The organism is Palleronia caenipelagi, assembly GCF_007004065.1.
GTDB classification, from domain to species: domain Bacteria; phylum Pseudomonadota; class Alphaproteobacteria; order Rhodobacterales; family Rhodobacteraceae; genus Palleronia; species Palleronia caenipelagi.
This window is the reverse complement of record NZ_VFSV01000001.1, coordinates 45388-68104: the sequence shown is the minus strand read 5'-3', so window position 1 is coordinate 68104 and position 22717 is coordinate 45388. Positions and strand designations below refer to the sequence as shown.

The following is a 22717-nucleotide window of genomic DNA, read 5'->3' as shown; positions in this document are numbered from 1 at the left end:
CGGTCTCCTCAGAGCGCGATGCGCAGGATGCCCAGGGCACCCGCGGCCAGCGCGGCGTAGGAAATGCAGTTCAGGACGATCACGGCGATCTTCAGGGGCATTCCGCGGACATAATCTTCGAGCATGACCTGCGCGCCGTTCTTAAAGTGCAGCCAACCGACCGTGAGGGTCAGCAGAGCGATGATCGCCGGATAGGGGCGGGAATAATAGGCCACGACCTCTTCATAAGACGAGCCGAGCACCGACCCGAAGGTAAAGATGAAGGACGGAACGAGGAACAACAGCGCCACGGCGGAGATGGTCTGCGACCAGTAATGCTCGGTGCCCGACTTGGCGGAGCCCAGCCCGGAGGCGCGCTTTCTTGCGGTCAGATAAGACATGTGGGCCTCCTTCAGACGATCAGGGCGGTCAGGATGGTCAGCACGGCGGAGCCGCCGAGGACCGCGAGGCTGAGGTTCTTGATCTCGGATTTGTCGAGACCGCGTCCGGTATCCCAGTAGAGGTGACGCAGGCCCGCAAGCAGATGATACCACAGCGCCCAGAGCGAACCGAACAGGATCAGATCACCAAACCACGAGGTCAGGAAACCGTTGAAACTCTCGAAGGCTTCGGGCCCTGATGCCGCCGCGACAAACCACCAGGTCACAAGGATACCACCCAGAATGAGCGCATTGCCGGTGATGCGGGTGAGAATTGACGTTACCATGTTAAGCTGCGGACGGTAGATCTGCAGGTGCGGGCTCAGGGGCCGGTTGCCCCGGTTCACATCAGCCATCTGGATCCCTTCTTTGTTGGGGCGGTCGCTCCCGCCTTTGGACCAAGTTGTATCACCTTCGGCCACGGTGTCACGCAGAACCCGCATGGGACCGGCGGTCGCAGGTCGCTAACATCGTCTTTTGTGATCACAGCTCTGAAAACTGTGATCACAGAGCCCTCAGCTCGGCATCAGCGCCCAGTAATCGAGGTCGAGCAGAACATGGGGCAGGTATTTCCCGTCCTCGCCCTTCAGTCCCGCGCCGGGTCCGTTGGTGGCCACCAGCCGCAACCGGATCGCACCAACACCGGGCGTGCCGGTCTCTGCCTTGTCCAGCACTTCCGACCATGCGCGCACCGTCTGCCCGGCAAAAAGCGGGTTGGCATGGGCGCCGCCATTGAGACCCACGATCATCTGCGCATTCGCCAGCCCATTGAAGGACAACGCCCGGGCCAGAGAGATCACGTGACCGCCATAGATCAACCGCTTGCCATCCTCGCGGAAGGTGGCGTCAAAATGCACCTTAGCGGTGTTCTGCCACAGACGCGTGGCCATCATATGCTCGGCTTCTTCGACGGTGACGCCGTCGACATGGTCGATCACCTCGCCGATTTCGTAATCGGCCATCCGGTAGGGTTCACCCGCCAGATCAAAGTCATAGCCGTCAAAGCTCAACCCCTCGGGGATCACCAGATCCTCTGGCGCGACCACCTTGGCCAGCTCGGGCACGACCGTCTCAGGTGCAGGCGCAGCCGGGTCGCGCTTCAGCACCATGACCCAGCGCACGTAGGAGAGCACCTCTTCGCCCACCTGATTGAGGCCACGCGTGCGGACCCAGACAACGCCGGTTTTGCCGTTGGAGTTCTCCTTCAGCCCGATCACCTCACTCTCGGAGGTCAGCGTGTCGCCGGGCCAGACGGGGGACAGCCAACGTCCCTCGGCATAGCCCAGATTAGCCCGCGCGTTCAGGGAGATATCTGGAACCGTCTTACCGAACACCGTGTGAAACGCGATCAGATCATCCAGCGGGCTCGACTCAAGACCGCAATCCTGCGCGAAAGCGTCGGAGGAATAGAGCGCGTGTCGCGCCGGGTAGAGCGCGTGATAGAGCGCCCTCTCCCCCTCGGCCACAGTGCGGGGCACGGCGTGGCGGATCACCTGACCGATGCGGTAATCCTCGAAGAAATAGCCGGGATTGGTCTTCGTCATCATTGCGCTCCGAGCTTCATATCCGGGTCGTAGGGGGCGTGGTCGTGCTTTACCACCGCCTGCGCGCAGCGCATCACGCCGTTCTGCGCGTCAAAGGCATAGGAGGGGGAGCCGTACAGCTCCCAGCCTTTTGACAGGGCCTCGGACACTTTGTGGCAAAAGGCCGACGTGTCGTCGCCAGTGAGCAACCTGTAGATCATCGGCTCACCCCCCGAACGGCGAGACACCGAGCCACGTGTGGATCCCGGCAATGATGGCGTAGAGGACGAGCGAGATCACCAGCAGTCGGATATTTCCGGCCATGCTGCCACCCTTCCAAGGAGCGGGTGCAGGCTCGGCGCGATTGATCAGCGGGATCTGGACGAAAACCCATAGCAGAAGCCCGCCAAAGAGGACCACAGAGGCCAGATCGCCGTTCACGATCAGGTGCAGAAACGCCCAGAGGCCAAAGCCTGTAAGCTGCGGGTGGCGCAGTTTGCCCCGCAGGGTGGATTTCGATTTTCCAAGACCGAACAGGGCGATGGCGGCGATCATGAACAGATCCACCAGATGCACGGTCCAGCTTGGCGGGGTGTAGACGGGGATGAAATCGGCACCGCGATAGCCGATCACCATGAGAATCACCGACAGCAGGAGCAGCAGCGCGAACACGCCCTTGCCCTTGTCCCCCATGCGGGCGCGGGCGTCAGGGGCGACGCGTTTGAAGATATGGGCGCCCCACCAAAGGATGAGGCCGATAATCAGTAAAGTCATTCGACAATTCCCGCCTTTGCCAGCGTCTTGCGCGCGGTGGCCACATGAAGGTTCTCGACGATCTTCCCGTCGACCACGGCAACGCCCTGCCCCGCAGCCTCGGCCTCTTCAAAGGCCGCGATCTGGCGGCGGGCCAGCTCGACCTCGGCCTCGGACGGGCTGAACACCTCGTGGCAGATCGCCACCTGAGCCGGGTGGATCAGGGTTTTACCATCCATCCCAAGCGCCTTGCCCTGCTCACATTCCGCGCGAAAGCCCGCCTCGTCCTTGAACGCATTGAACACGCCATCCACGCAAACGAGACCGTTGGACCGCGCGCCCGCCAGGTATGCCTGTAGCCCCATCATCAGAGGCAGGCGATCACCGCCCGTCTGGCAACCCAATTCGGCGGCCAGATCGTTGGTCCCGATGACAAACCCCTCAATGCGTGGCGCGCGCGCGATCTCGGCGGCGTTGAACATGGCGCGGGCGGTTTCCATCATCGCCCAGACGCGGGTCTCGGCAGCGGCGGAATGAGCCTCCATCATCTCGACCAGCCGCTGCACATCGCCTGCGGAGTTCACTTTGGGCAACAGGATCGCATGGGGCTCCGCATCGGCGATGGCCTCGAAATCCTCCACGCCCCAAGACGTATCAAGCGCATTGATCCGCACGATGGTCGCCCGGTCGCCGTAGCCGCCAACATGGAGTTCCTTCGCCAGAGTTTCGCGGGCTGTCTCCTTCTCAGACACGGTCACCGCGTCCTCCAGGTCGAAAATGATCGCATCCACCTCCAGCGAGCGCGCTTTTTCCAACGCGCGTTCGTTCGAGCCGGGAATATAGAGAACCGATCTCCAGGGACGGGTCGCTGCGGTCATAGGGCACCTCCGGGTAATATTGTGTCGCTGGATGACATGTCCGAGTCACATCATGCAAGGCTTTTCCGCGCAGGTGCAGCGTGTTTTGCTGCGGCGCGGCGTCCATGATGAATGCACCGTTCTCATCTCCGGGTCATTATCAACCCTACGTAAACCATGCTGGGTCACACTGTCTGTACAGATCGGAGACTGACATGACCAAAGCACTGACCTTCCTGATCGCCGGAGCAAGCGCGCTGTGCATGTCTCCGGCTCTCGCCGAGACCCAGCCATGCGGACAACGCGACGGCATTCTTGATGCGCTAAGCCAGAAATACGGCGAGGTCCGGACCTCTGTGGGGCTGACCTCGAACGGCTGGATGATGGAAACCTTCGCGGCCGATGGCGGTAGCTGGACCATCACCGTGACGAAGCCCGACGGGACCACCTGTCTCATCGCCGCGGGCAAGTCCTATGAACAGGTGGCTGCGGGGGCCGCTATCGCGGGCGAACCGTCCTGATCAGCGGCGGTCGCGCCAGCGGTTTACAATCGGATAGCGCCGGTCCAGCCAGAAGGCGCGTTTCGTCAATCGGGTGCCCGGCGCGGATTGGGAACGCTTGTACTCGCTGATGTAGATCAGCTTTTCCACCCTCTCGACCAGGGCCCGGTCATGACCCAGCGCAACCACCTGAGCAACCGAGGCATCCTCGTCGATCAGCATATGCAGGATTTCGTCGAGCACGGCATAAGGCGGCAGGGAATCCTCATCTTTCTGATCAGGGCGAAGCTCCGCACTGGGCGGTTTGTCGATCACCCGCTCGGGCATCACTGGACCCTCAGGCCCCATCATCCAGTCACGGTGATGGGTGTTGCGCCAACGGCAGGTCTCGAAAACGCGGGTCTTGTAGAGATCCTTGATCGGGTTAAAGCCGCCCGACATATCTCCGTAAATCGTCGCATAGCCCACGGCCACCTCGGATTTATTGCCCGTGGTCAGGAGCATCTCGCCGAACTTGTTGGACAGTGCCATCAGCAGAACGCCGCGCAAACGGGACTGGATGTTCTCCTCGGTGACGTCCGCAGCCATCCCCTCGAAGAGCGGCGCGAGCACCTCGGTTACCGCCTGACGCGGACCCGAGATCGGCAATTCGTGGAGCTGACAGCCGAGCATTTTTGCCACCGCCGCCGCATCCTCAAGCGACTCGCGCGAGGTATATTCCGACGGCAGCATCACGCAGCGCACGTTCTCCGGCCCCAGCGCGTCCGCAGCAATCACCGCCACCAGCGCCGAATCGATGCCGCCGGACAAGCCGAGGAGCACTTTGCCAAAGCCGGTCTTGGCGCAATAATCGCGCAGGGCCTGCACCATGACGCGGTAATCGGCCTCATAGGCGTCGGGCACCGGGACCACATCGCCCGGCACGGCGCGCCAGCCGTCGCTGGTCCGCTCGAAATCCAGATGGGTCACATCGTCGCTGACAAAACCCAGTTGCCGGACAATCTTACCGCCCGGATTTACCGCAAAGCTGCACCCGTCAAAGACCTGATCGTCTTGCCCGCCCCACATGTTGAGATAGACCAGCGGCAGGCCCGTCTCAGCGACCCTCTCGCGCATCAGACGCTGGCGCAGGGCATGCTTGTCCCGGCGATAGGGGGAGCCGTTGGGCACCAGCAGAATCTCCGCCCCTCGCCCAGCCAGCGCGGCGGCGACTTCGGGATGCCAAGAATCCTCACAAATCGGCGACCCAATCCGGAGCGGGCCAATTTGGTAGGGCTCAGAAATCGGCCCACTGTCATAGACGCGCACCTCGTCGAACACGTCCTCGTTCGGCAGGCGGTGTTTGTGCAGGCGGGCCGTGACCGTGCCCCCCTCACAGATCCAGTAGGAGTTATAGAGCTTGTCGCCCTCGACCGTCAGGCATCCCATGGCAATGGCCGGGCCGTCCGCACAGTCGCGGGCGAGTTCCTCTACGGTCATCATGACATCGCACTGAAAGGCAGGTTTCGACGCGAGGTCCTGCAACTGATAGCCTGCGATAAACATCTCCGGGAAAGCCACCAGATCGCTGCCCGCGGCCTTTGCGTCTGCCCACGCCGCACGCGCCTTCGCGGCATTTCCGGCCAGATCGCCCACCACAGGGTTGAGCTGCGCGAGGGTCAGTCGGAACCTGTCAGTCATGTCACACACCTGCTATCATCGGGTCGGGCCGCATCAGTGCGGGACTAATAAGAAAGACACAGGATGGGAAGGGTCTGCGGCAAAAGCGTTGCCGTTCCCGAACCATCCGCCTACCGTTTGGGCAAAAAGATGACGCAACGGCATGGAAGGGAGCGATAGTGCGACATCCGCTGATCTGGATCACGACCGCAACACTGGCTCTGACGGGGTACGCTGCCGCTCAGGAGAGCGTGAGCACGCAATATGCCGATGGCGGCATCTATGAGGGCACGCTCAAAGACGGCAAACAGCACGGTATGGGGACGTATACCCTGCCCAACGGCTACCGCTACGAAGGCGAATGGGTGGCGGGCGAGATCCGCGGCAATGGCACAGCGCGCTTTCCCGATGGATCGGTCTATGAAGGCCAGTTCGCCGCCGGCAAGCCCGATGGCGAGGGCCGGATGAGCTTTGCCGACGGGTCGGTCTACGAGGGCCAGTGGCGTGAAGGCGTGATCGAAGGCACCGGGGTCGCGACGTATCCCAACGGCATGCGCTATGAGGGCGCGTTCCGTCAGGCCCAACGTCACGGCGAAGGACGGCTCGAGACGCCGGACGGGTACATTTACGAAGGCGCGTGGCAGGATGGCGCCAAGACCGGAACGGCGACAATCACTTACGCGGACGGATCCGTTTATACCGGCGACGTGACAGAGGGGCTGCGCGACGGTCAGGGGCGGCTTGAGGCGCCGGATGGGCTGATCTACGAGGGCGGCTGGCAAGCGGGCGAACGCACTGGCGAGGGCACGCTGACGATGCCGACCGGGAATGTCTTTACCGGCAGCTTCGTCAACGGTTTGCGGCAGGGTCCCGGACGCATGGAATATGCCAACGGGGATGTGTTCGAAGGCAATTTCGAAGACGACCTTCGCAACGGGGACGGCACGTTCAGCCGGCCCGATGGCTACCGTTATGCAGGCATGTGGCAAGCGGGGCGCATGGCGGGGCAAGGGTCGCTGACCTATCCCGACGGCGCCGTCTATGAGGGAGAGTTCGCCGAAGATCTTCCCGAAGGCACCGGCTCTGTCACCTATCCTGACGGCTCCAGCTATGCTGGTGCCTGGGCAGGCGGTCAGATCGAGGGACAGGGACGCGCCGAATACGCCAATGGCGCCGTCTACGAGGGCGGATTCGTCGCGGCCAAGCGTTCGGGACAAGGCACGCTCACCCTACCCGACGGCTCCACCTATGAGGGCGAGTGGGCGAACGGGCTGCGCTCGGGCGATGGCACAGCACGGTATACGGATGGCACGGTCTATGAGGGCGACTTTGCCGAAGATCTGCGCGACGGACTGGGCAAGATCACCTACCCTGACGGCTCCAGCTATGAGGGCGAATGGGTCCAGGGCCGGATCGAGGGAGAGGGCCGCGCGACCTATGCCAATGGCGACGTCTACGAAGGCCAGTTTGTGGATGGCCAGCGGGATGGACAGGGCACGCTCCGCTACGCGTCGGGCGAGGTGGAGACGGGGATCTGGCTCGACGGCTTTCTGGGCGAGATCACGGAACCTGCGGGCGTGAACTGAGCGCGCGGACTGACGCTGCGTCGCGGGATTTGGAACATGCGGCCGCTGTGCCCACATGGAGATCAAAGGAGATCTCTCATGCGTTATTCCATTCTCGATCTCGCCCATGTCACCGATACCGGGACCCCGCGGGACGCTCTTGAACAGTCGATTGATCTGGCCCGCCACGCAGAAAAGTGGAGCTATCACCGCTTCTGGCTGGCCGAGCATCACAGTCTGCGCGGTGTCGCGTCGTCCGCCACGGCAGTGATGCTGGGCCAGATTGCCGCTGCCACCAACCAGATTCGCGTGGGTTCCGGCGGCATCATGTTGCCGAATCATGCGCCTCTGGTGGTGGCCGAAGCCTTCGGCACCCTCGAAACACTCTACCCGGGCCGGATCGACCTCGGGCTCGGTCGCGCACCCGGGGGCGATATGGCGGTGATCCGCGCGCTCCGCCGGGGGCCCCATGACGATTTTCAGGAGGATGTGCAGGAGCTGCAACGGCTGCTGGGCCCCATCGAGGCCAGCGCGAAGGTCCGCGCGGTCCCGGGCGAGGGCACAAACGTCCCGATCTGGATCCTCGGGTCGTCGCTCTACGGCGCCTCGCTCGCCGCGCAACTGGGTCTGCCCTATGCCTTTGCCTCCCACTTTGCCCCCGACGCGCTGGAGGAAGCGTTGACGGTCTACCGTCAAAACTTCCGCCCCTCCGCGCAACTGGACCAACCCCACGCCATGGTCGCGGTGAACGTCTTTGCCGCCGAAAGCCGCGACGAGGCGCGCTATCTGCGCAGCTCCGCCGAGCAGAGTTTTGCCAATCTGGTGCAGGGCCGCCCGTCGAAGCTGCCCGCCCCGGTCGCCGACATCACTTCGGTCGTGGCAGAGCCGGTGCTGGGGCGGGTGCAGCATATGATGGCTGTCACCGCCACCGGCACACGGACCGATGTGTCGGGGCAACTGGCGTCACTGATCGACTGGCTCCGGCCTGATGAGCTGATCCTGACTGGCGCGATCCACGACCACGCCGCGCGACTGAAGTCTTTCCGGCTGGCCAGCGAAGCCCTCGCGGACCTTCAGTCCGTGGCGGCCTGAGCGCCCAGCGCTTCGGGGCGGAACCGTTCCTCCACAAATGAGACGGGCCGCCCGTCCAGCGATACGACCCCGCGCAAGGTCAGCAGCGCGACGCCGGGCGCGGGATGCCCCTGCCCCGTCGCGCCCTCGGGCAAGAGGACTTCGGCGCTGCGGCGGGTTTGCCGCCCGCCCCGAAGCGCCGCCCCAAAGGGCGTGTCCGTCTCCCGAAGGAGCCGCACGGCCTCTGCGGGCAAGCGTCCGGGCAGAAACCAGTTATCCGCATCGAGCAGCCGCACATCGCCCGCCATCAGGGTGATCTGGCGAAAACAGACCTCCTCGCCCGCCTCCCGGCCCAGACCCAACCCACGCGGCAGCTCGGCCTCATCCGCCCGGATATGAACGGCAGAGTGCAGCGGCAAGGCGCCGATGCCATGTTCCCGGCACCAGTCCTCCATGGCCAGCGTCACCGAGTTAGCAGCGAGAACATGGGCGCGAAACCGGTCGGCCAGGGTCATACCAGCCCGCCCTGCGCCATCCGATTGAGGAAGGTCTCGGCCTCAGACAGGATCGTCGCGCGCTTATCCTCCGCCATGCGGTCCCATGTGGCATACATCTGACCCATGCGTGGATTTCCTTTGAACGTCTCGCGGTGGCGGTCGAGGAAATGCCAGTACAGAAGGTTGAACGGACAGGCGCCCTCGCCGGTTTTGACCTTTGGCTTATAGTGGCAGCCGCTGCAATAGCCCGACATCTTGTCGACATAATTGGCCGAGGACACATAAGGTTTCGAGGCCACCACGCCGCCATCGGCAAACTGGCTCATGCCGATCACATTGGCCGACATCACCCATTCATAAGCGTCGGCGTAAACGCTCATATACCAGTGCTGCACCTCCTGCGGGTTTATGCCCGCGAGAAGGGCAAAGTTGCCGGTGACCATCAAACGTTGGATGTGGTGCGCATAGGCATGGTCGCGGGTCTGGGAGACGGTCTGGGCGATACAGCGCATCCGCGTCTCCGCACCCCAGAAGAACTCCGGCAACTGGCGGTTTTGGTCCAGCCAGTTTTCCTGCGCGTAATCCGGCCCCTTCAGGTAATAAATCCCACGCACATATTCGCGCCAGCCAATGACCTGACGGATGAAGCCCTCGACGGCATTCAGCGGCGCATCTCCGGCCTTCCACGCATCCTCGGCGGCGCGGCAGACCTCCATCGGCGACAGCAGCCCGGCATTGAGATAAAGCGCGATGAAGCTGTGCCACATGAAGGGCTCATCGGGCAGCATCGCATCCTGATAATCGCCGAATTTCGGCAGGGCGTAGCGGACCCAATGGGCGAGCGCCCGCCGCGCCTGACCGGCCTCCGTGGCAAAGAAGAACCCGTCAAGGGTCCCGAAATTCATGCTGAATTTCCTCTCCACGAGGGACAGGATGTCTTCGGTGATCTCATCGGGGGTAAAGTTCATCGGACCGGAATGATCGACCTCACCGGGGGCGGGCTTGCGGTTGTCGTGGTCGTAGTTCCACTTCCCCCCCACTGGCTCACCGCCCTCCATCAGCAGACCAGTCTGGCGGCGCATTTCCCGGTAGAACCACTCCATCCGCAGCTCTTTGCGCCCCTTGGCCCAGGTCTCGAACTGAGCATGGGATGCGAGAAAACGGTCATCTTCAAGCTGCCGCACATCGAGCGGGCAGTCCTCCAGCGCTTCGATCAGACGCCATTCGCCGGGCTCGGTGGCGATCACCTCGGTGGCGCCGAATTCTTCGGCGCGGCGCAGAAGTTCGCCGGTGATGGAGCCCGCGTTCTCCGGATCGTCGAGGGTCGTATAGGCGACGTTCAGTCCGTCTTCTTTCAGCGCGGCGGCGAATTTGCGCATGGCGGCAAAACAAAATGCGATCTTCTTAGGGTGATGCGGCACATAGCTGGCCTCTTCGGCCACCTCGGCCATCACCACCACATCGCCATCGCGATACTCCCGCAGCGCCGCCACATCGCGGGTCAGTTGATCGCCGAGAACGAGGATAAGCCGTGTCACCAGGGGATCTCCTTTCCGGCATAGTCAAAGAACCTGCCCGAATCGGCGGGGGTCAGCCCCTCGATCACGTTAAGAAGGTTGCGGGCAGCGGTCTGGGGCGTGACCTTGGCGTGGTCGGGGTAATTGAGGGTAAAGCGCGTCTCGACCGTGCCAGGGTGCAGGCAAGTGAGAATCGCCTGTTTCCGGGTTCGTGCGATCTCTACCGCCGCCCCGTGGATCAGCGCATTCAGAGCGGCTTTGGATGTGCGGTAGGAGTACCAGCCGCCGAGCCGGTTGTCGCCGATGGACCCCACCCGCGCCGAAAGACAGGCAAAAACGAATCGTTCGGCACGCGGGATCCGGGGACGCAGGTGTTTGAGCACCAGCGCAGGCCCCAGCGCGTTCAGCCGCACCTGTTCGATCACCTCGTCGGCGCCGAAATCCGCGAGAGACTTCTCCGGCGCGTCACGCGTGGAGGCCAGCGCGCCTGTCGCAACAAAGACCAGATCGAGCGGGTCCGGAACGTTGGCAAGCCCCGCCACCACACTGTCTTCATCGGTAATGTCGAACCCATCGGCCCGCGACAGCGAGACCACGTCGAGGCCTCGTGTCTGCAACTCGGCTACAACCGCCCGGCCTACGCCCCCTGTGGCCCCGATCACCAAAGCCCTCTTCATGCACACACCTCTATGTTTAGCTGACGGGCAACTAGCAGGATGACCGAAAAAGAACATGGGGCGTTTCGGCGCTCTGGTGCTGAGACCTGCCGTCATCGTTCAGAGATTATTCAGAACGTGCTACTATGGCGAGTGACACATATCATATTGGAGACAGCACATGTCCGGTTCGTTCCTCAGATCCACCGCCGCAGCCATTGCCATGACAGCCCTCGCAGGCCCCGTTTCCGCGCAGAGCTTCGGCACACTGGACCTCGATGGGGACGGCGTCCTCAGCTTGCAGGAATTCGTCAGCGAATTCGGAAACGGTCGCGCCCGTCGGGCTCTCGAAAAATACGATAGCGACAGAGATGGCGTCGTCACCGCGGACGAGGTCCGGGCCGTGTCGGCCAATGACGATGATGATGACGACGATGATGAGGACCGAGGTGGTGAGGGCCGACGCCACGGCCAGAGCACCGCTGAACAGGCGCGTGAGGACGGTCGCGCTGTCGCGGATGACGCCCGTGGACGCGGACGCGGGTTGGGCCGCTCCGATGATCGCGACGATGACGATGATGACGACGACAGCGGAAGTGATGACCGCGACGATGATGATGACGATGGCGGAAGTGATGACCAGGACGATGACGATGATGACGGCGGAAGTAATGACCGTGACGATGACGATGACGATGACGATGATCGGGGCGGCAACGGTCGCGGAAACGGCAAGGGTCGTCGCTAGGCTGAATTGGTAAGTGTTTTTTCGCTGGCAGATGGAATGATTGACCTGCGTCAATGCGCGTCGCACGGTTCGTTGCTAAGGAGAACCGGATCAAACGGAGATCAATGTGACGAACACCAGCACCACCGCGAAAACCACCACTACTGCCGAAAAGCCCGCCACCGCTGCCAAAGCGGCAGTGCCTGAGCTGAAGGTCGAACGCGACGAAAACGTTGCGGGCTTCGAGCAAACTTATCCCTACTCGGATAAGATGAAGCGCAAAGAGTACGAAGATCAGAAGGCTGAGTTACAGGTCGAACTTCTGAAGGCACAGCTTTGGATTCAGGAAACCGGTCAGAAATACGTGCTCCTGTTCGAGGGCCGGGATGCGGCCGGCAAGGGCGGGACGATCAAGCGCTTTATGGAGCACCTGAACCCCCGCGCCTCCCGCGTCGTCGCCTTGAACAAGCCCAGCGAAGAGGAAAAGGGGCAGTGGTTTTTCCAACGCTATATCAAGCACCTGCCCACCGCCGGCGAATTGGTCCTCTACGACAGGTCCTGGTACAATCGCGCGGGCGTCGAGCGAGTGATGGGCTTCTGTAAGCCGAATGATTACCTCGAATTCATGCGCCAGACCCCTGAGTTTGAGCGGATGCTGGTGCGCAGCGGGATTCATCTGTTCAAATACTGGTTCTCGGTGACCCGTGACGAGCAGCTCCGCCGGTTCAAATCGCGCGAGCACGACCCGCTGAAACAGTGGAAGCTCTCACCGGTGGACCGCGCCAGCCTCGATAAGTGGGACGACTACACCGAGGCAAAAGAGGCGATGTTTTTCTACACGGACACCGCCGATGCGCCTTGGACGGTAATCCGGTCGAACGACAAGAAACGCGCCCGTCTGAACTGCATGCGTCACTTCCTGTCGAAGATCGACTACCCGAACAAGAACCACGACGTGGCCACGCCTCCCGACCCGAAGATCGTCTATCACGCCGACGATATCGTGCATTCCCACGATGAAATCATCTCGGCCTCGGTTCATCCGGGCAAACGCCATCGCTAAGAGCCGCGCCCCCGCGGGGGCGCCGCCATTGACACGGCTCGCGACAGTTTCGTGCTTTTCGGGATTGTTCCCGGCCCGAAACTGTCGCATCTTGCCGCCATGAGACATTGCCTCGACACCCTGCTTCTGCTTATGCGCCTCTGAGCGTGCCGTCTCCCGGTGCGCCGCTCAGAGGTGGACCCAGCGCCGGACAGCAGAAACAGACACGATCCGAGGACCTTACCCATGAACCGCGAAAAGCAGGCCATCGCCGACAACCCCCAGCGCGTGCTGATCTTTGACACGACGCTGCGGGACGGGGAACAATCGCCCGGCGCCACCATGTCCCATGCCGAAAAGCTGGAAATCGCCGAACTGCTCGACGAGATGGGCGTCGATATCATCGAGGCGGGCTTTCCGATCGCCTCTGAGGGGGATTTTGCCGCCGTCTCCGAAATCGCCCAGCGCTCGAAAAACTCGACCATCTGCGGTCTGGCGCGCGCCAATTACAAGGATATCGACCGCTGTTGGGAGGCCGTGAAACATGCCGCCAGCCCGCGCATCCACACCTTTATCGGCACCTCACCGCTGCACCGGGCGATCCCGAACTTGACCATGGATGAGATGGCAGAGCGGATCCACGACACCGTGACCCACGCCCGAAATCTCTGCGAGAACGTGCAGTGGTCGCCCATGGATGCGACGCGGACCGAGTGGGACTACCTGAGGCGCGTGGTCGAGATCGCCATCAAGGCCGGCGCGACCACGATCAACATCCCCGACACCGTAGGCTACACCGCCCCGAACGAGAGTGCGGACCTGATCCGGCGGCTGCTCGCCGAGGTGGACGGCGCCTCCGACGTGATCTTTGCCACCCATTGTCACAACGACCTCGGCATGGCTACGGCAAATGCGCTGGCGGCTGTCGAGGGCGGCGCGCGGCAGATTGAGTGCACGATCAACGGCTTGGGCGAGCGTGCGGGCAACACCGCGCTCGAAGAGGTGGTGATGGCAATGAAGGTCCGCCACGACATCATCCCCTACTCCACGGGCATCGATTCCACGAAGATCATGCATATCTCCCGCCGGGTCGCCACGGTCGCGGGCTTCCCGGTCCAGTTCAACAAGGCGATCGTGGGCAAGAACGCCTTTGCCCATGAGAGCGGCATCCACCAGGACGGGATGCTGAAGAACGCCGAGACGTTTGAGATCATGCGCCCCGCCGATGTGGGTCTGAAAGAGACCAATATCGTCATGGGCAAGCATTCTGGCCGCGCCGCGCTCCGTTCGAAGCTGAAGGATCTGGGCTATGAACTGGCCGACAACCAGCTTCAGGACATTTTCGTGCGGTTCAAGGCTTTGGCCGACCGTAAGAAAGAGGTCTATGACGAGGATATCGAGGCGCTGGTGCAGGCGCAGGGTGATGCCGAGGACCACGTTGAGCTGAAATTCCTGCGGGTGATCTGTGGCACCGAGGCGCCGCAATCGGCCGATCTGACCTTGCGGGTGGGGGGCGAGACCCAGCAGATCACCGCGACCGGGGACGGGCCGGTAGACGCGACCTTCAACGCCATCAAAGCGCTGGTCCCCCACAACGCCCGCTTGCAGCTCTATCAGGTCCATGCGGTGACCGAAGGCACCGACGCACAGGCCACCGTCACCGTGCGGATGGAGGAATCCGGTCGCATTGTCACAGGGCAATCCTCGGACACCGACACGGTGGTGGCCTCAGCCCGTGCTTATATCGCGGCGCTGAACCGGCTGATCGTCCGCCGCGGAACCACGCCCGAAGGCGCCGATAAGCGCACGATCAGCTATCGCGACACCGTATAACGTGATACTCAGAACGGACCCGGTGTCGCGGCCCCGGGTCCACTGACCTCGCATCGCCGTGATCCCATCAGGTGACCCCACGCAGTTTTTCGCTGCTGCCTCTTTCTTAACCATGACTGGTTGATATAAGCCGCGTCAGCGCGACCGGCATAGAGTCGCGGCACTGCCCCTCGGAAGGACTAGGATATGAGCAGTCTCAGCGGCCTTTTCTCGTCGGATATGGCCATCGACCTCGGAACGGCAAACACCCTCGTCTACGTGAAGGGGCGCGGCATCGTCCTGAACGAACCCTCCGTGGTGGCGTTTCATGTGAAAGATGGCCGTAAGCAAGTGCTTGCCGTGGGCGAAGATGCCAAGCTGATGCTCGGTCGGACCCCCGGTTCCATCCAGGCCATCCGTCCGATGCGCCAAGGGGTGATCGCCGATTTCGACGTCGCCGAAGAGATGATCAAGCATTTCATCCGCAAGGTGCATAAGCGCACGACCTTTTCCAAGCCGAAGATCATCGTCTGCGTCCCCCATGGCGCGACCCCGGTGGAAAAGCGTGCGATTCGCCAGTCGGTGATTTCCGCAGGTGGGCGCAAGGCGGGCCTGATCGCCGAACCCATCGCGGCGGCCATCGGCGCGGGCATGCCGATCACCGATCCCACCGGCTCCATGGTTGTGGATGTGGGCGGCGGCACGACCGAAGTCGCGGTGCTGTCGCTGGGCGATATCGTGTATGCGCGCTCCGTCCGCGTCGGCGGCGACAGCATGGATGAAGCGATAATCAACTACCTGCGCCGCCAGCAGAATATCCTGATCGGCGACGCGACCGCCGAACGCATCAAGACCACCATCGGTTCGGCCCGTATGCCTTCCGACGGTCGCGGGCAATCGATGCTGATCCGGGGACGGGATCTGGTGAATGGCGTGCCGCGCGAGGTCGAGATCACGCAGGCACAGATCGCCGAGGCGCTCTCCGATCCGGTTCAGGCCATCTGCGAAGCCGTGATGACCGCGCTGGAAACCACCCCGCCGGATCTGGCTGCCGACATTGTGGATCGTGGCGTCATGCTGACGGGGGGCGGTGCGCTCCTGGGAGAGCTTGACCTCGCTCTGCGGGAGCGAACTGGTCTCGCCGTCTCCATTGCTGATGAGACGCTGAACTGCGTCGCTCTCGGAACGGGCAAGGCGATGGAGTACGAAAAACAGCTGCGCCACGTTATCGACTACGAAAGTTGAGCCCGGATCGTGTAAGATCTCGCCATGGCACGTCAGCGCAGCGATGACTTCTCAACCCCAACCCGGCGGATCCTGATCGGCACATTGATCGTGTGCCTGCTCGCCGTCTTGGTGTTTTGGCGGATCGATAGCCCGCGGGCCGAACGAATGCGGGCGGAGGTCGTGGATCGGGTTATCCCGCCGATGGACTGGGCCTTGCTGCCGGTCACAAAGTTTATGGGGATGGTTGAGAACTTTCAGAGCTACTCGCGGATTTACGAACAAAACCGCGAGCTTCGGCGCGAGTTGCAACAGATGCGCGCCTGGAAGGAGGCCGCGCTCCAGCTTGAGCAGGAGAACGCGAAACTTCTGGATCTGAACAAGGTCAACCTCGACCCGAAGCTTACCTTTGTCACCGGGGTTGTGCTCGCCGATTCGGGCAGCCCGTTCAACAAGTCTGTCCTGCTGAATATCGGGGCGCAGGATGGCATTCAGGACGGCTGGGCTGCGACTGACGGGTTGGGGTTAGTCGGTCGCATTTCAGGCGTGGGGGCCAGTTCCAGCCGGGTGATTCTGCTCACGGACTCGAACAGCCGGGTTCCGGTGACCATTCAGCCCTCGGGGCAACAGGCCATCCTGAGCGGCAACAATCAGTTTCTGCCGCTGATCGACTTTCTTGAACCGACTGATCTGGTCCGGCCCGGCGATCGGGTCGTAACGTCCGGCGATGGCGGGATGCTCCCGGCGGGTCTGCTGGTCGGCTCTCTGGTGATCGGAGCGGACCGGAGGTTGCGGGTCCGTCTGGCCGCCGATTACGAACGTCTGGAATTCCTGCGTGTGCTGCGCGCCCTTCCCGCAGAAGCCATCGGCGGCACCGGCGATCTTGTGCCACCGCTGAGCGAGACGCCCCTTGTCTCGATGCCGGAATCGAGGGGTGAGTTGACCGACGGAGCTGGCGATGGTTGACGCGGTAACCTATCGGCGGCTGGGTCATTGGGCGGTGTTCCTGTCGCTCGTGGTGCTGACCATTTTTCTTCAGCTCATGCCGCTGCATTTAGGGCGCGACGACATCCCCGCCCCGGATCTGATCAGCCAGATCTGCTTTGTCTGGGTTCTCCGGCGTCCCGAATACATTCCCGTCTGGCTCATCGCGCTGGCCGGGTTCTGTGCCGATATCCTGCTGATGGGGCCGCCGGGGCTCGGAGCGATTGCCCTGATCGTTGGGACGGAGTTTCTGCGGCGGCGGTCCTACGTGGTCTCAGAGCAGCCTTTTGTAGTTGAGTGGGCTTTGGTTGCGGCCGTGCTTTTGGGCACGACACTGTTTCAGTGGTTTGCCATGGCGGCTCTGGCAGCCCCGCACCCACCTCTGGGCGAAGCCCTCGTGCCGCTAGCGGTCACCGTGGTAACCTACCCCTTCGTGATGGTGTTTAACGCCTATGGTCTCGGGATACGACAGGCCAGCCCGGCGGAAAAAGACGCAGAGGCCCGCATATGAGACGCACGCGCAACGATACCGATTTCTCGGTCCGGACCATCGGGCGTCGGTCCATGGTGCTCGGCGGCGTACAGCTCGGAGTGGCGGGCCTTCTGGGTTGGCGGATGCGGCAAATGCAAGTGGAGCAGGCCGATGAATACCGGCTGCTTGCAGAAGAAAACCGGGTCAATATCCGGCTGCTCGCGCCCGGGCGGGGCATGATCTTTGACCGCAACGGCATTTCTCTGGCTGAAAATGCTCAGAATTACCGTATTGTCATCGTTCGCGAAGAGGCCGGTGACGTGGAAAAGGCAATTTCCGATCTGCGCCAGCTTATTCAGCTCGACGATATCGAGGTCGAGCGGGCTCTGCGCGAGATTGAGCGGCGCTCGCCTTTTGTACCCGTCACCATCACCGATCAGCGCAGCTGGGAGGATGTGGCTACGGTCGCAGTGAATGCACCCGCCCTGCCCGGCATCACACCCGATGTGGGCCTGACGCGGAACTACCCGCTGGAGCAAGACTACGCCCATGTGGTCGGCTATGTGGGGCCGGTGTCCGATTACGACCTGTCCCGGCTGGACGATGACGACCCGCTCTTGCAGATCCCGAAATTCCAGATTGGAAAGACCGGGGTCGAGCAGAAATTCGACAAAATGCTGCGCGGCAAGGCTGGCGCGCTGAGTATTGAGGTGAACGCCGCCGGACGGGTCATGCGCGAACTGGGCCGGGATGAAGGGCAGACCGGCGCCAATCTCCAGCTCACGGTGGAGAGCCGCCTTCAGAACTTTACCGAAGCGCGATTGGCCCTCGGCCTCTCCGCTGCCGCCGTGGTGATGGATGTGCGCAATGGCGATCTGCTGGCCGTCGGCAATGCGCCGTCCTTCGACGCCAATAAATTTGTGCGCGGGATATCGGTGCCGGACTACCGTGATCTGACGGAGAACAAGTATCGTCCGCTTGCGAACAAGGCCGTACAGGGCGCCTACCCGCCCGGTTCGACCTTCAAGATGATGGTAGCCATGGCCGCGATGGAGGCCGGAATGCTCTCCTCGGCGGACACGTTCTATTGCCCGGGCTACACCCAGCTGGGCAACCGGCGCTTCCATTGCTGGCGGCGTGGCGGGCACGGCACCGTTAATCTCGAAAAGAGCCTCCAGCAAAGCTGCGACGTCTATTACTACGAACTTGCCCAAAGGATCGGCATCGACCGGATCGCCGAGACGGCGCGCAAGTTTGGCATCGGGGAGCGGTTCGATCTGCCCATGTCGGCCGTCAGTGCTGGGGTCATGCCGGACAAGGACTGGATCCGCAGCGCCTATGATCAGGAATGGCGCGTGGGCGACAGCCTCAACGCCTCCATCGGTCAGGGCTATGTGCTCTCCACCCCCCTGCAACTGGCGGTGATGACTGCGAGGCTGGCCTCGGGCACGTCCATCCAGCCCCGGCTGATCAAGTCCATCGACGGCGTCGAGACCCCGGTGGTGGGCGCCGAGCCGCTCGATGTGAACCGAAACCACCTGCGGCTGGTGCGGCGGGGGATGTTTTCGGTGTCGAACAGCCGCCGGGGGACCGCCTACCGCTCGCGCATCGCCGATGACAGCATGCAGATCGCCGGGAAGACCGGGACCAGTCAGGTCCGCTCGGTCGTGGTAAAGAACTCCGAAGTCCCTTGGGAACAGCGGGATCACGCGCTGTTCGTGGGCTTTGCCCCCTTTGACAACCCGAAATACGCCGTCTCTGTCGTCGTTGAGCATGGTGGCGGTGGCTCGGCGGCGGCGGCGCCAGTAGCGCGGGACATCCTGCTTTTTGCTCTGCATGGCAAGCTGCCGCCCCTCGACGCCTACCCCGCTGGTCAGCAAGGCGAGATCGCCGAGACGTTCGGCCAGCTTGATCTGAGGCAGGATTTCGGGCCAAGCGAGACCGGGAGAAGCCGGGCGTGAGTTATCTCGAATATACCGTCGCCCGAACTCCATCCGGGCTGCGTAAGATCCTCTACCTGAACTGGCCGCTCTTCCTGCTGCTCTGCGCCGTGGCCAGCATCGGGTTCCTGATGCTCTATTCAGTTGCCGGCGGGTCCTTTAACCCTTGGGCCGAGCCGCAGATGAAGCGCTTTGGTCTCGGGGTCGCGGTAATGTTCACTGTTGCCATGGTCCCGATCCATATCTGGCGCAACCTCGCGGGGCTCGCCTATGGGATCTCGCTGGCGCTGCTTGTGGCGGTTGAGTTCGTGGGCTCGGTCGGCATGGGTGCGCAACGCTGGATCGACCTCGGCTTCATGCGGCTGCAACCCTCCGAGCTGATGAAGATAGCCCTCGTGATGATGCTGGCGGCCTATTACGACTGGCTCGATGTGAAAAAGGTCTCGCGTCCGATCTGGGTGCTGCTGCCCCTGATCCTCATCGCCCTGCCGACCCTGCTGGTGCTGAAACAGCCGGATCTCGGCACGTCGATCCTGCTGGTTGCGGGCGGTGGTATCATCATGTTTCTCGCAGGGGTCTCCTGGTGGTATTTCGCCGCCGTGATCGGCGCGGGAGTCGGCGTCGTCACCGCCGTGTTCAAATCCCGCGGCACTGACTGGCAACTCCTGAAAGACTACCAGTTCCGCCGCATCGACACCTTCCTCGACCCCTCATCGGACCCACTGGGCGCCGGATATCACATCACGCAGGCGAAGATCGCACTGGGCTCCGGTGGCTTTAACGGGCGCGGCTTCATGCAAGGCACCCAGTCACGGCTGAACTTCCTGCCGGAGAAGCACACGGATTTCATCTTTGTGACGCTGGCCGAAGAGTTCGGATTCGTTGGCGCGTTTTCTCTCCTCGGCGTCTATGTGGGCATCCTCGCCTTCTGTATCATCTCGGCAGTCAGCAACCGCGACCGCTTTGGCTCACTCCTTACGCTGGGAATCGGCGCGACGTTCTTCCTGTTCTTCGCAGTGAACATGGCCATGGTCATGGGCCTCGCGCCGGTTGTGGGGGTTCCTCTGCCGCTGGTCAGCTATGGCGGCTCGGCCATGCTGGTGCTGATGCTGGGCTTTGGCCTCGCGCAATCGGCCCATGTGCATAAGCCCCGGGGCGTCAAATGATCCCCATCCTGTTTGCGGCAGGCGCGGAGCGGTGGGACGCGTGGCGCGATCCGCTGGAGCGGTCGTTCCGAGAGGTCGGGGTCACGGCAGATCTGTCGCAGGACCATGCGCCTGACGCGGTTCGTTACATCGTCTATGCGCCGGGGTCCGAAGTGCAGGACTTCCGTCCGTTTACGGAGCTCCGGGCGGTGCTGAATATCTGGGCCGGGGTGGAGCATATCACGGACAATGAAACCCTCGCCGTGCCTCTGACGCGGATGGTCGATCCGGGCCTCACCGAAGGCATGGTCGAGTATGTGACCGGCCACGTCCTGCGTCATCATCTGGGCATGGACCCCTATATCACCGGCGCGCTCGGGTGGGAGCCGCGCGTGCCCCCACTGGCCCGCAACCGCTCTGTCACCGTTCTCGGGCTGGGTGCTCTGGGCGGGGCCTGCGCGCAGGCGCTTGCAGCGTTGAACTTCCGCGTGACCGGCTGGTCGAGGCGGCCCAAGGAGCTACCGGGCATCCGCTGCCTGCACGGCGAAGAGGGGCTGACCGAGGCGCTGTCCGCCGCAGAAATCCTCGTCCTCCTTCTGCCCCGCACGCCGGAGACCGAGGAGTTGATGAATGTGGAACGGTTGGCGGTGCTGCCCGATGGTGCAGTCCTCATCAACCCAGGTCGCGGCGCGCTGATCGAAGACGCAGCGCTCCTCGCGGCGCTGGACAGCGGACACGTTGGCCACGCGACGCTCGACGTATTTCACACCGAACCGCTGCCCGCCGAGCATCCGTTCTGGAGCCATCCGAGCGTGACCGTCACGCCTCATATCGCCTCCGAGACCCGCCCCGAGACGGCCGCCCCGGTCATCGCCGAAAACATCCGCCGCGCCGAGGCGGGCCTGCCGCTCCTTCATGTGGTGGACCGGCAGGCAGGGTATTAACGCAGTTTCGGCGGGCTGTCCGGGTCCATGCCGGGAGCCTTGGGCTCCGACGTGGGCTCGTAGCGGGGGATGTCAAAGCGCAGCCCGACCTTGGCGAGTTGCGCCGAGACCGGGTCGCTGGCGCGGAAAAATGCCACATCGAGCACGCCTGCCTCCAGCCCCGAGAACACCAGTGCATCTCGGACCGACCGGGCCAGTGCGCGCTCTGCGCCGGGAGCCGGATCAACCAGCGCCAGCAAGTGACCGCGTCCCCCATCGCGCCAACGGACCTGCGCCAGATAGGCCATCGCCGCCAGGCCTTGCGCCGCTGCGAGACGGGCATCGAGAGCAGTCAGCAGGGCTTCAGGTAACTCACCGGGGGCAAAGAGCTCTTCGGGGCGAGCTTCGACCTCTTGGGGGCGCTCGCCGGTCGTTTGTGCCAGCCAGTCCATCGCGTCGGACCCTAGAATCTGGCTCGACGGGGCGACGTCTGGGTTCAGGGCGATCCCGATGCCCTGCCCGCCGAGCATCTCTGCCAGCACCCTCCCCGGCAGAGCGGCATAGGGCGAATGATCGCCCGCAAACTCCGCCAACCGCTCCAGCGTGTCGAAAACCAGCACGAAGCTGCCTTCGGTCGTCTCAAATAGCTGCGGATCGAGGGAACCGCCTCGCTCAGGCTCCTGCGTCAGCAGCAGATAGACCTCCGCTCCGGCTAGGGCCGCATAGAATGCCAATCTTGCACGGCCATCCTCGGGCGCATTTTCCATCGCCGCATAGGCATCATCGAGAAGGGTCATCCAGCACCTCAGCAATTCGAACGCGCAACGCGGGCAGCAGCTCGGCTTCGAACCACGGATTGCGCTTGAGCCATGCGGTATTGCGCCAGGACGGGTGCGGCAAGGGGAAGATGGCGGGCGCATGGTCGCGCCACCCCGCCACTGTCTCGGTCAGCGGGTGACGGGTCCCCAGATGCCACCTTTGCGCGTAGGCGCCAATGAGCAGGGTCAGCGGCACAGGACCGATCTCCGCCATCGCGGCGTCTCTCCAAGTCTCCGCACAAATCTTCGGCGGCGGCAGGTCTGACCCGCGCGCGTCGTAACCCGGAAAACAGAATCCCATGGGCGCGATGGCAATCCGCTCACGGTCGTAGAAGCGTGCGTGGTCCAGCCCCATCCAGTCGCGCAGCCGGTCACCGGAGGGATCCAGAAACGGCCGATCCGCCAGATGGGCCCGAATCCCCGGCGCCTGACTCGCAATCAAGATTCGCACGCCAGACCGGAACCAGACCACGGGCCGCGGCGAATGGGCCGTCGCAGTCAAGGCAAAGCGCTCTCGGCACAGCGTACAGGCGGAGATCCGGGACTGTATGTCAGACATGGGTCCGGAATAGGCCAGCCCCTTGACCCCGACAAGACAAGCTGCGACCGCAGT

Annotated in this window: 24 protein-coding genes; 11 read left to right on the top strand and 13 right to left on the bottom strand. The window is 62.9% G+C overall.

Annotation, left to right across the window (positions count from 1 at the left end):
* Positions 1-8: 8 nt before the first annotated feature.
* The 6 genes from sdhD to FEV53_RS00310 form a co-directional block, all read right to left on the bottom strand.
* Positions 9-380, bottom strand: coding sequence for a succinate dehydrogenase, hydrophobic membrane anchor protein (gene sdhD, locus FEV53_RS00335; protein WP_142832821.1), 372 nt, complete (start codon positions 378-380; stop codon positions 9-11).
* An 11-nt stretch (positions 381-391) separates the two neighbouring features.
* Positions 392-775 carry a succinate dehydrogenase, cytochrome b556 subunit gene (gene sdhC / locus FEV53_RS00330; RefSeq protein ID WP_142832820.1) on the bottom strand — a complete coding sequence of 128 codons (384 nt, stop codon included), beginning with the start codon at positions 773-775 and terminating at the stop codon, positions 392-394.
* Between the two features lie 159 nt (positions 776-934).
* A complete protein-coding gene (locus FEV53_RS00325) occupies positions 935-1963 on the bottom strand; it encodes a MaoC family dehydratase (RefSeq protein WP_142832819.1) in 1029 nt (342 codons plus the stop codon).
* Entirely contained in the window at positions 1963-2163 is a 201-nt protein-coding gene (locus FEV53_RS00320) for a DUF1737 domain-containing protein (RefSeq protein WP_142832818.1), read from the bottom strand. The genes FEV53_RS00325 and FEV53_RS00320 overlap by 1 nt, the downstream gene beginning before the upstream one ends.
* A 4-nt stretch (positions 2164-2167) precedes the next feature.
* Positions 2168-2716 carry an NnrU family protein gene (locus tag FEV53_RS00315; protein ID WP_142832817.1) on the bottom strand — a complete coding sequence of 183 codons (549 nt, stop codon included), beginning with the start codon at positions 2714-2716 and terminating at the stop codon, positions 2168-2170.
* On the bottom strand, positions 2713-3573 hold the full coding sequence (locus tag FEV53_RS00310) for an HpcH/HpaI aldolase/citrate lyase family protein (protein WP_142832816.1): 861 nt from the start codon (positions 3571-3573) through the stop codon (positions 2713-2715). Before FEV53_RS00310 ends, FEV53_RS00315 begins: the two co-directional genes overlap by 4 nt.
* 194 nt (positions 3574-3767) lie before the next feature.
* Between FEV53_RS00310 and FEV53_RS00305 the strand changes: the two genes are divergently transcribed.
* A complete protein-coding gene (locus FEV53_RS00305; RefSeq protein ID WP_142832815.1) occupies positions 3768-4073 on the top strand; it encodes a hypothetical protein in 306 nt (101 codons plus the stop codon).
* Here FEV53_RS00305 and FEV53_RS00300 read toward each other — a convergent pair whose 3' ends face one another.
* Complete coding sequence (locus FEV53_RS00300) at positions 4074-5732, bottom strand: NAD+ synthase (RefSeq protein WP_142832814.1); 1659 nt, start codon at positions 5730-5732, stop codon at positions 4074-4076.
* Positions 5733-5890: 158 nt separating this feature from the next.
* On the opposite strand from FEV53_RS00300, the gene FEV53_RS00295 reads away from it, so the two are divergent.
* Positions 5891-7297, top strand: coding sequence for an MORN repeat-containing protein (locus FEV53_RS00295; RefSeq protein WP_246100690.1), 1407 nt, complete (start codon positions 5891-5893; stop codon positions 7295-7297).
* Between the two features lie 78 nt (positions 7298-7375).
* Complete coding sequence (locus FEV53_RS00290) at positions 7376-8368, top strand: LLM class flavin-dependent oxidoreductase (RefSeq protein WP_142832812.1); 993 nt, start codon at positions 7376-7378, stop codon at positions 8366-8368.
* On the opposite strand, the gene FEV53_RS00285 is transcribed toward FEV53_RS00290, so the two are convergent.
* The 4 genes from FEV53_RS00285 to FEV53_RS21380 form a co-directional block, all read right to left on the bottom strand.
* Positions 8350-8862: a hypothetical protein gene (locus FEV53_RS00285; protein ID WP_142832811.1), complete on the bottom strand. Its 513-nt coding sequence runs from the start codon at positions 8860-8862 to the stop codon at positions 8350-8352. The genes FEV53_RS00290 and FEV53_RS00285 overlap by 19 nt on opposite strands.
* Positions 8859-10382, bottom strand: coding sequence for a cryptochrome/photolyase family protein (locus FEV53_RS00280; RefSeq protein ID WP_142832810.1), 1524 nt, complete (start codon positions 10380-10382; stop codon positions 8859-8861). The genes FEV53_RS00285 and FEV53_RS00280 overlap by 4 nt, the downstream gene beginning before the upstream one ends.
* Positions 10379-11038: an SDR family NAD(P)-dependent oxidoreductase gene (locus tag FEV53_RS00275; protein ID WP_142832809.1), complete on the bottom strand. Its 660-nt coding sequence runs from the start codon at positions 11036-11038 to the stop codon at positions 10379-10381. The genes FEV53_RS00280 and FEV53_RS00275 overlap by 4 nt, the downstream gene beginning before the upstream one ends.
* A gap of 142 nt (positions 11039-11180) precedes the next feature.
* Positions 11181-11831, bottom strand: a complete 651-nt coding sequence (locus tag FEV53_RS21380) for a hypothetical protein (protein WP_142832808.1) — start codon at positions 11829-11831, stop codon at positions 11181-11183.
* Positions 11832-11943: 112 nt separating this feature from the next.
* On the opposite strand from FEV53_RS21380, the gene ppk2 reads away from it, so the two are divergent.
* From ppk2 to FEV53_RS00230, 8 genes are all read left to right on the top strand, one after another.
* Positions 11944-12807, top strand: a complete 864-nt coding sequence (gene ppk2, locus FEV53_RS00265; RefSeq protein ID WP_246100696.1) for a polyphosphate kinase 2 — start codon at positions 11944-11946, stop codon at positions 12805-12807.
* Positions 12808-13032: 225 nt separating this feature from the next.
* Complete coding sequence (locus FEV53_RS00260) at positions 13033-14619, top strand: 2-isopropylmalate synthase (RefSeq protein WP_142832807.1); 1587 nt, start codon at positions 13033-13035, stop codon at positions 14617-14619.
* 186 nt (positions 14620-14805) lie between these two features.
* Positions 14806-15843: a rod shape-determining protein gene (locus tag FEV53_RS00255; RefSeq protein WP_142832806.1), complete on the top strand. Its 1038-nt coding sequence runs from the start codon at positions 14806-14808 to the stop codon at positions 15841-15843.
* A gap of 24 nt (positions 15844-15867) precedes the next feature.
* Entirely contained in the window at positions 15868-16788 is a 921-nt protein-coding gene (gene mreC, locus FEV53_RS00250; protein WP_142832805.1) for a rod shape-determining protein MreC, read from the top strand.
* Positions 16781-17317, top strand: a complete 537-nt coding sequence (gene mreD / locus FEV53_RS00245) for a rod shape-determining protein MreD (protein ID WP_142832804.1) — start codon at positions 16781-16783, stop codon at positions 17315-17317. Before mreC ends, mreD begins: the two co-directional genes overlap by 8 nt.
* Complete coding sequence (gene mrdA / locus FEV53_RS00240; RefSeq protein WP_142832803.1) at positions 17314-19239, top strand: penicillin-binding protein 2; 1926 nt, start codon at positions 17314-17316, stop codon at positions 19237-19239. Before mreD ends, mrdA begins: the two co-directional genes overlap by 4 nt.
* Positions 19236-20384 carry a rod shape-determining protein RodA gene (gene rodA, locus FEV53_RS00235; protein ID WP_142832802.1) on the top strand — a complete coding sequence of 383 codons (1149 nt, stop codon included), beginning with the start codon at positions 19236-19238 and terminating at the stop codon, positions 20382-20384. Before mrdA ends, rodA begins: the two co-directional genes overlap by 4 nt.
* Entirely contained in the window at positions 20381-21307 is a 927-nt protein-coding gene (locus tag FEV53_RS00230; protein ID WP_142832801.1) for a 2-hydroxyacid dehydrogenase, read from the top strand. The genes rodA and FEV53_RS00230 overlap by 4 nt, the downstream gene beginning before the upstream one ends.
* On the opposite strand, the gene FEV53_RS00225 is transcribed toward FEV53_RS00230, so the two are convergent.
* Positions 21304-22083: an SseB family protein gene (locus FEV53_RS00225; protein ID WP_142832800.1), complete on the bottom strand. Its 780-nt coding sequence runs from the start codon at positions 22081-22083 to the stop codon at positions 21304-21306. The two genes, FEV53_RS00230 and FEV53_RS00225, sit on opposite strands and share 4 nt — an antisense overlap.
* Positions 22067-22663 carry a uracil-DNA glycosylase family protein gene (locus FEV53_RS00220; protein WP_142832949.1) on the bottom strand — a complete coding sequence of 199 codons (597 nt, stop codon included), beginning with the start codon at positions 22661-22663 and terminating at the stop codon, positions 22067-22069. The genes FEV53_RS00225 and FEV53_RS00220 overlap by 17 nt, the downstream gene beginning before the upstream one ends.
* Positions 22664-22717: the final 54 nt, after the last annotated feature.

Coding starts and splice junctions, on each gene's coding strand:
- FEV53_RS00325 (WP_142832819.1), bottom strand. CDS start 1,963: ATGACGAAGACCAATCCCGGCTATTTCTTCGAGGATTACCGCATCGGT.
- FEV53_RS00320 (WP_142832818.1), bottom strand. CDS start 2,163: ATGATCTACAGGTTGCTCACTGGCGACGACACGTCGGCCTTTTGCCAC.
- mreD (WP_142832804.1), top strand. CDS start 16,781: ATGGTTGACGCGGTAACCTATCGGCGGCTGGGTCATTGGGCGGTGTTC.
- mreC (WP_142832805.1), top strand. CDS start 15,868: ATGGCACGTCAGCGCAGCGATGACTTCTCAACCCCAACCCGGCGGATC.
- FEV53_RS00260 (WP_142832807.1), top strand. CDS start 13,033: ATGAACCGCGAAAAGCAGGCCATCGCCGACAACCCCCAGCGCGTGCTG.
- FEV53_RS00290 (WP_142832812.1), top strand. CDS start 7,376: ATGCGTTATTCCATTCTCGATCTCGCCCATGTCACCGATACCGGGACC.
- FEV53_RS00255 (WP_142832806.1), top strand. CDS start 14,806: ATGAGCAGTCTCAGCGGCCTTTTCTCGTCGGATATGGCCATCGACCTC.
- mrdA (WP_142832803.1), top strand. CDS start 17,314: ATGAGACGCACGCGCAACGATACCGATTTCTCGGTCCGGACCATCGGG.
- FEV53_RS00285 (WP_142832811.1), bottom strand. CDS start 8,862: ATGACCCTGGCCGACCGGTTTCGCGCCCATGTTCTCGCTGCTAACTCG.
- FEV53_RS00300 (WP_142832814.1), bottom strand. CDS start 5,732: ATGACTGACAGGTTCCGACTGACCCTCGCGCAGCTCAACCCTGTGGTG.
- FEV53_RS00315 (WP_142832817.1), bottom strand. CDS start 2,716: ATGACTTTACTGATTATCGGCCTCATCCTTTGGTGGGGCGCCCATATC.
- FEV53_RS00275 (WP_142832809.1), bottom strand. CDS start 11,038: ATGAAGAGGGCTTTGGTGATCGGGGCCACAGGGGGCGTAGGCCGGGCG.
- sdhD (WP_142832821.1), bottom strand. CDS start 380: ATGTCTTATCTGACCGCAAGAAAGCGCGCCTCCGGGCTGGGCTCCGCC.
- FEV53_RS00305 (WP_142832815.1), top strand. CDS start 3,768: ATGACCAAAGCACTGACCTTCCTGATCGCCGGAGCAAGCGCGCTGTGC.
- FEV53_RS00225 (WP_142832800.1), bottom strand. CDS start 22,083: ATGACCCTTCTCGATGATGCCTATGCGGCGATGGAAAATGCGCCCGAG.
- FEV53_RS00220 (WP_142832949.1), bottom strand. CDS start 22,663: ATGTCTGACATACAGTCCCGGATCTCCGCCTGTACGCTGTGCCGAGAG.
- FEV53_RS00310 (WP_142832816.1), bottom strand. CDS start 3,573: ATGACCGCAGCGACCCGTCCCTGGAGATCGGTTCTCTATATTCCCGGC.
- FEV53_RS00230 (WP_142832801.1), top strand. CDS start 20,381: ATGATCCCCATCCTGTTTGCGGCAGGCGCGGAGCGGTGGGACGCGTGG.
- sdhC (WP_142832820.1), bottom strand. CDS start 775: ATGGCTGATGTGAACCGGGGCAACCGGCCCCTGAGCCCGCACCTGCAG.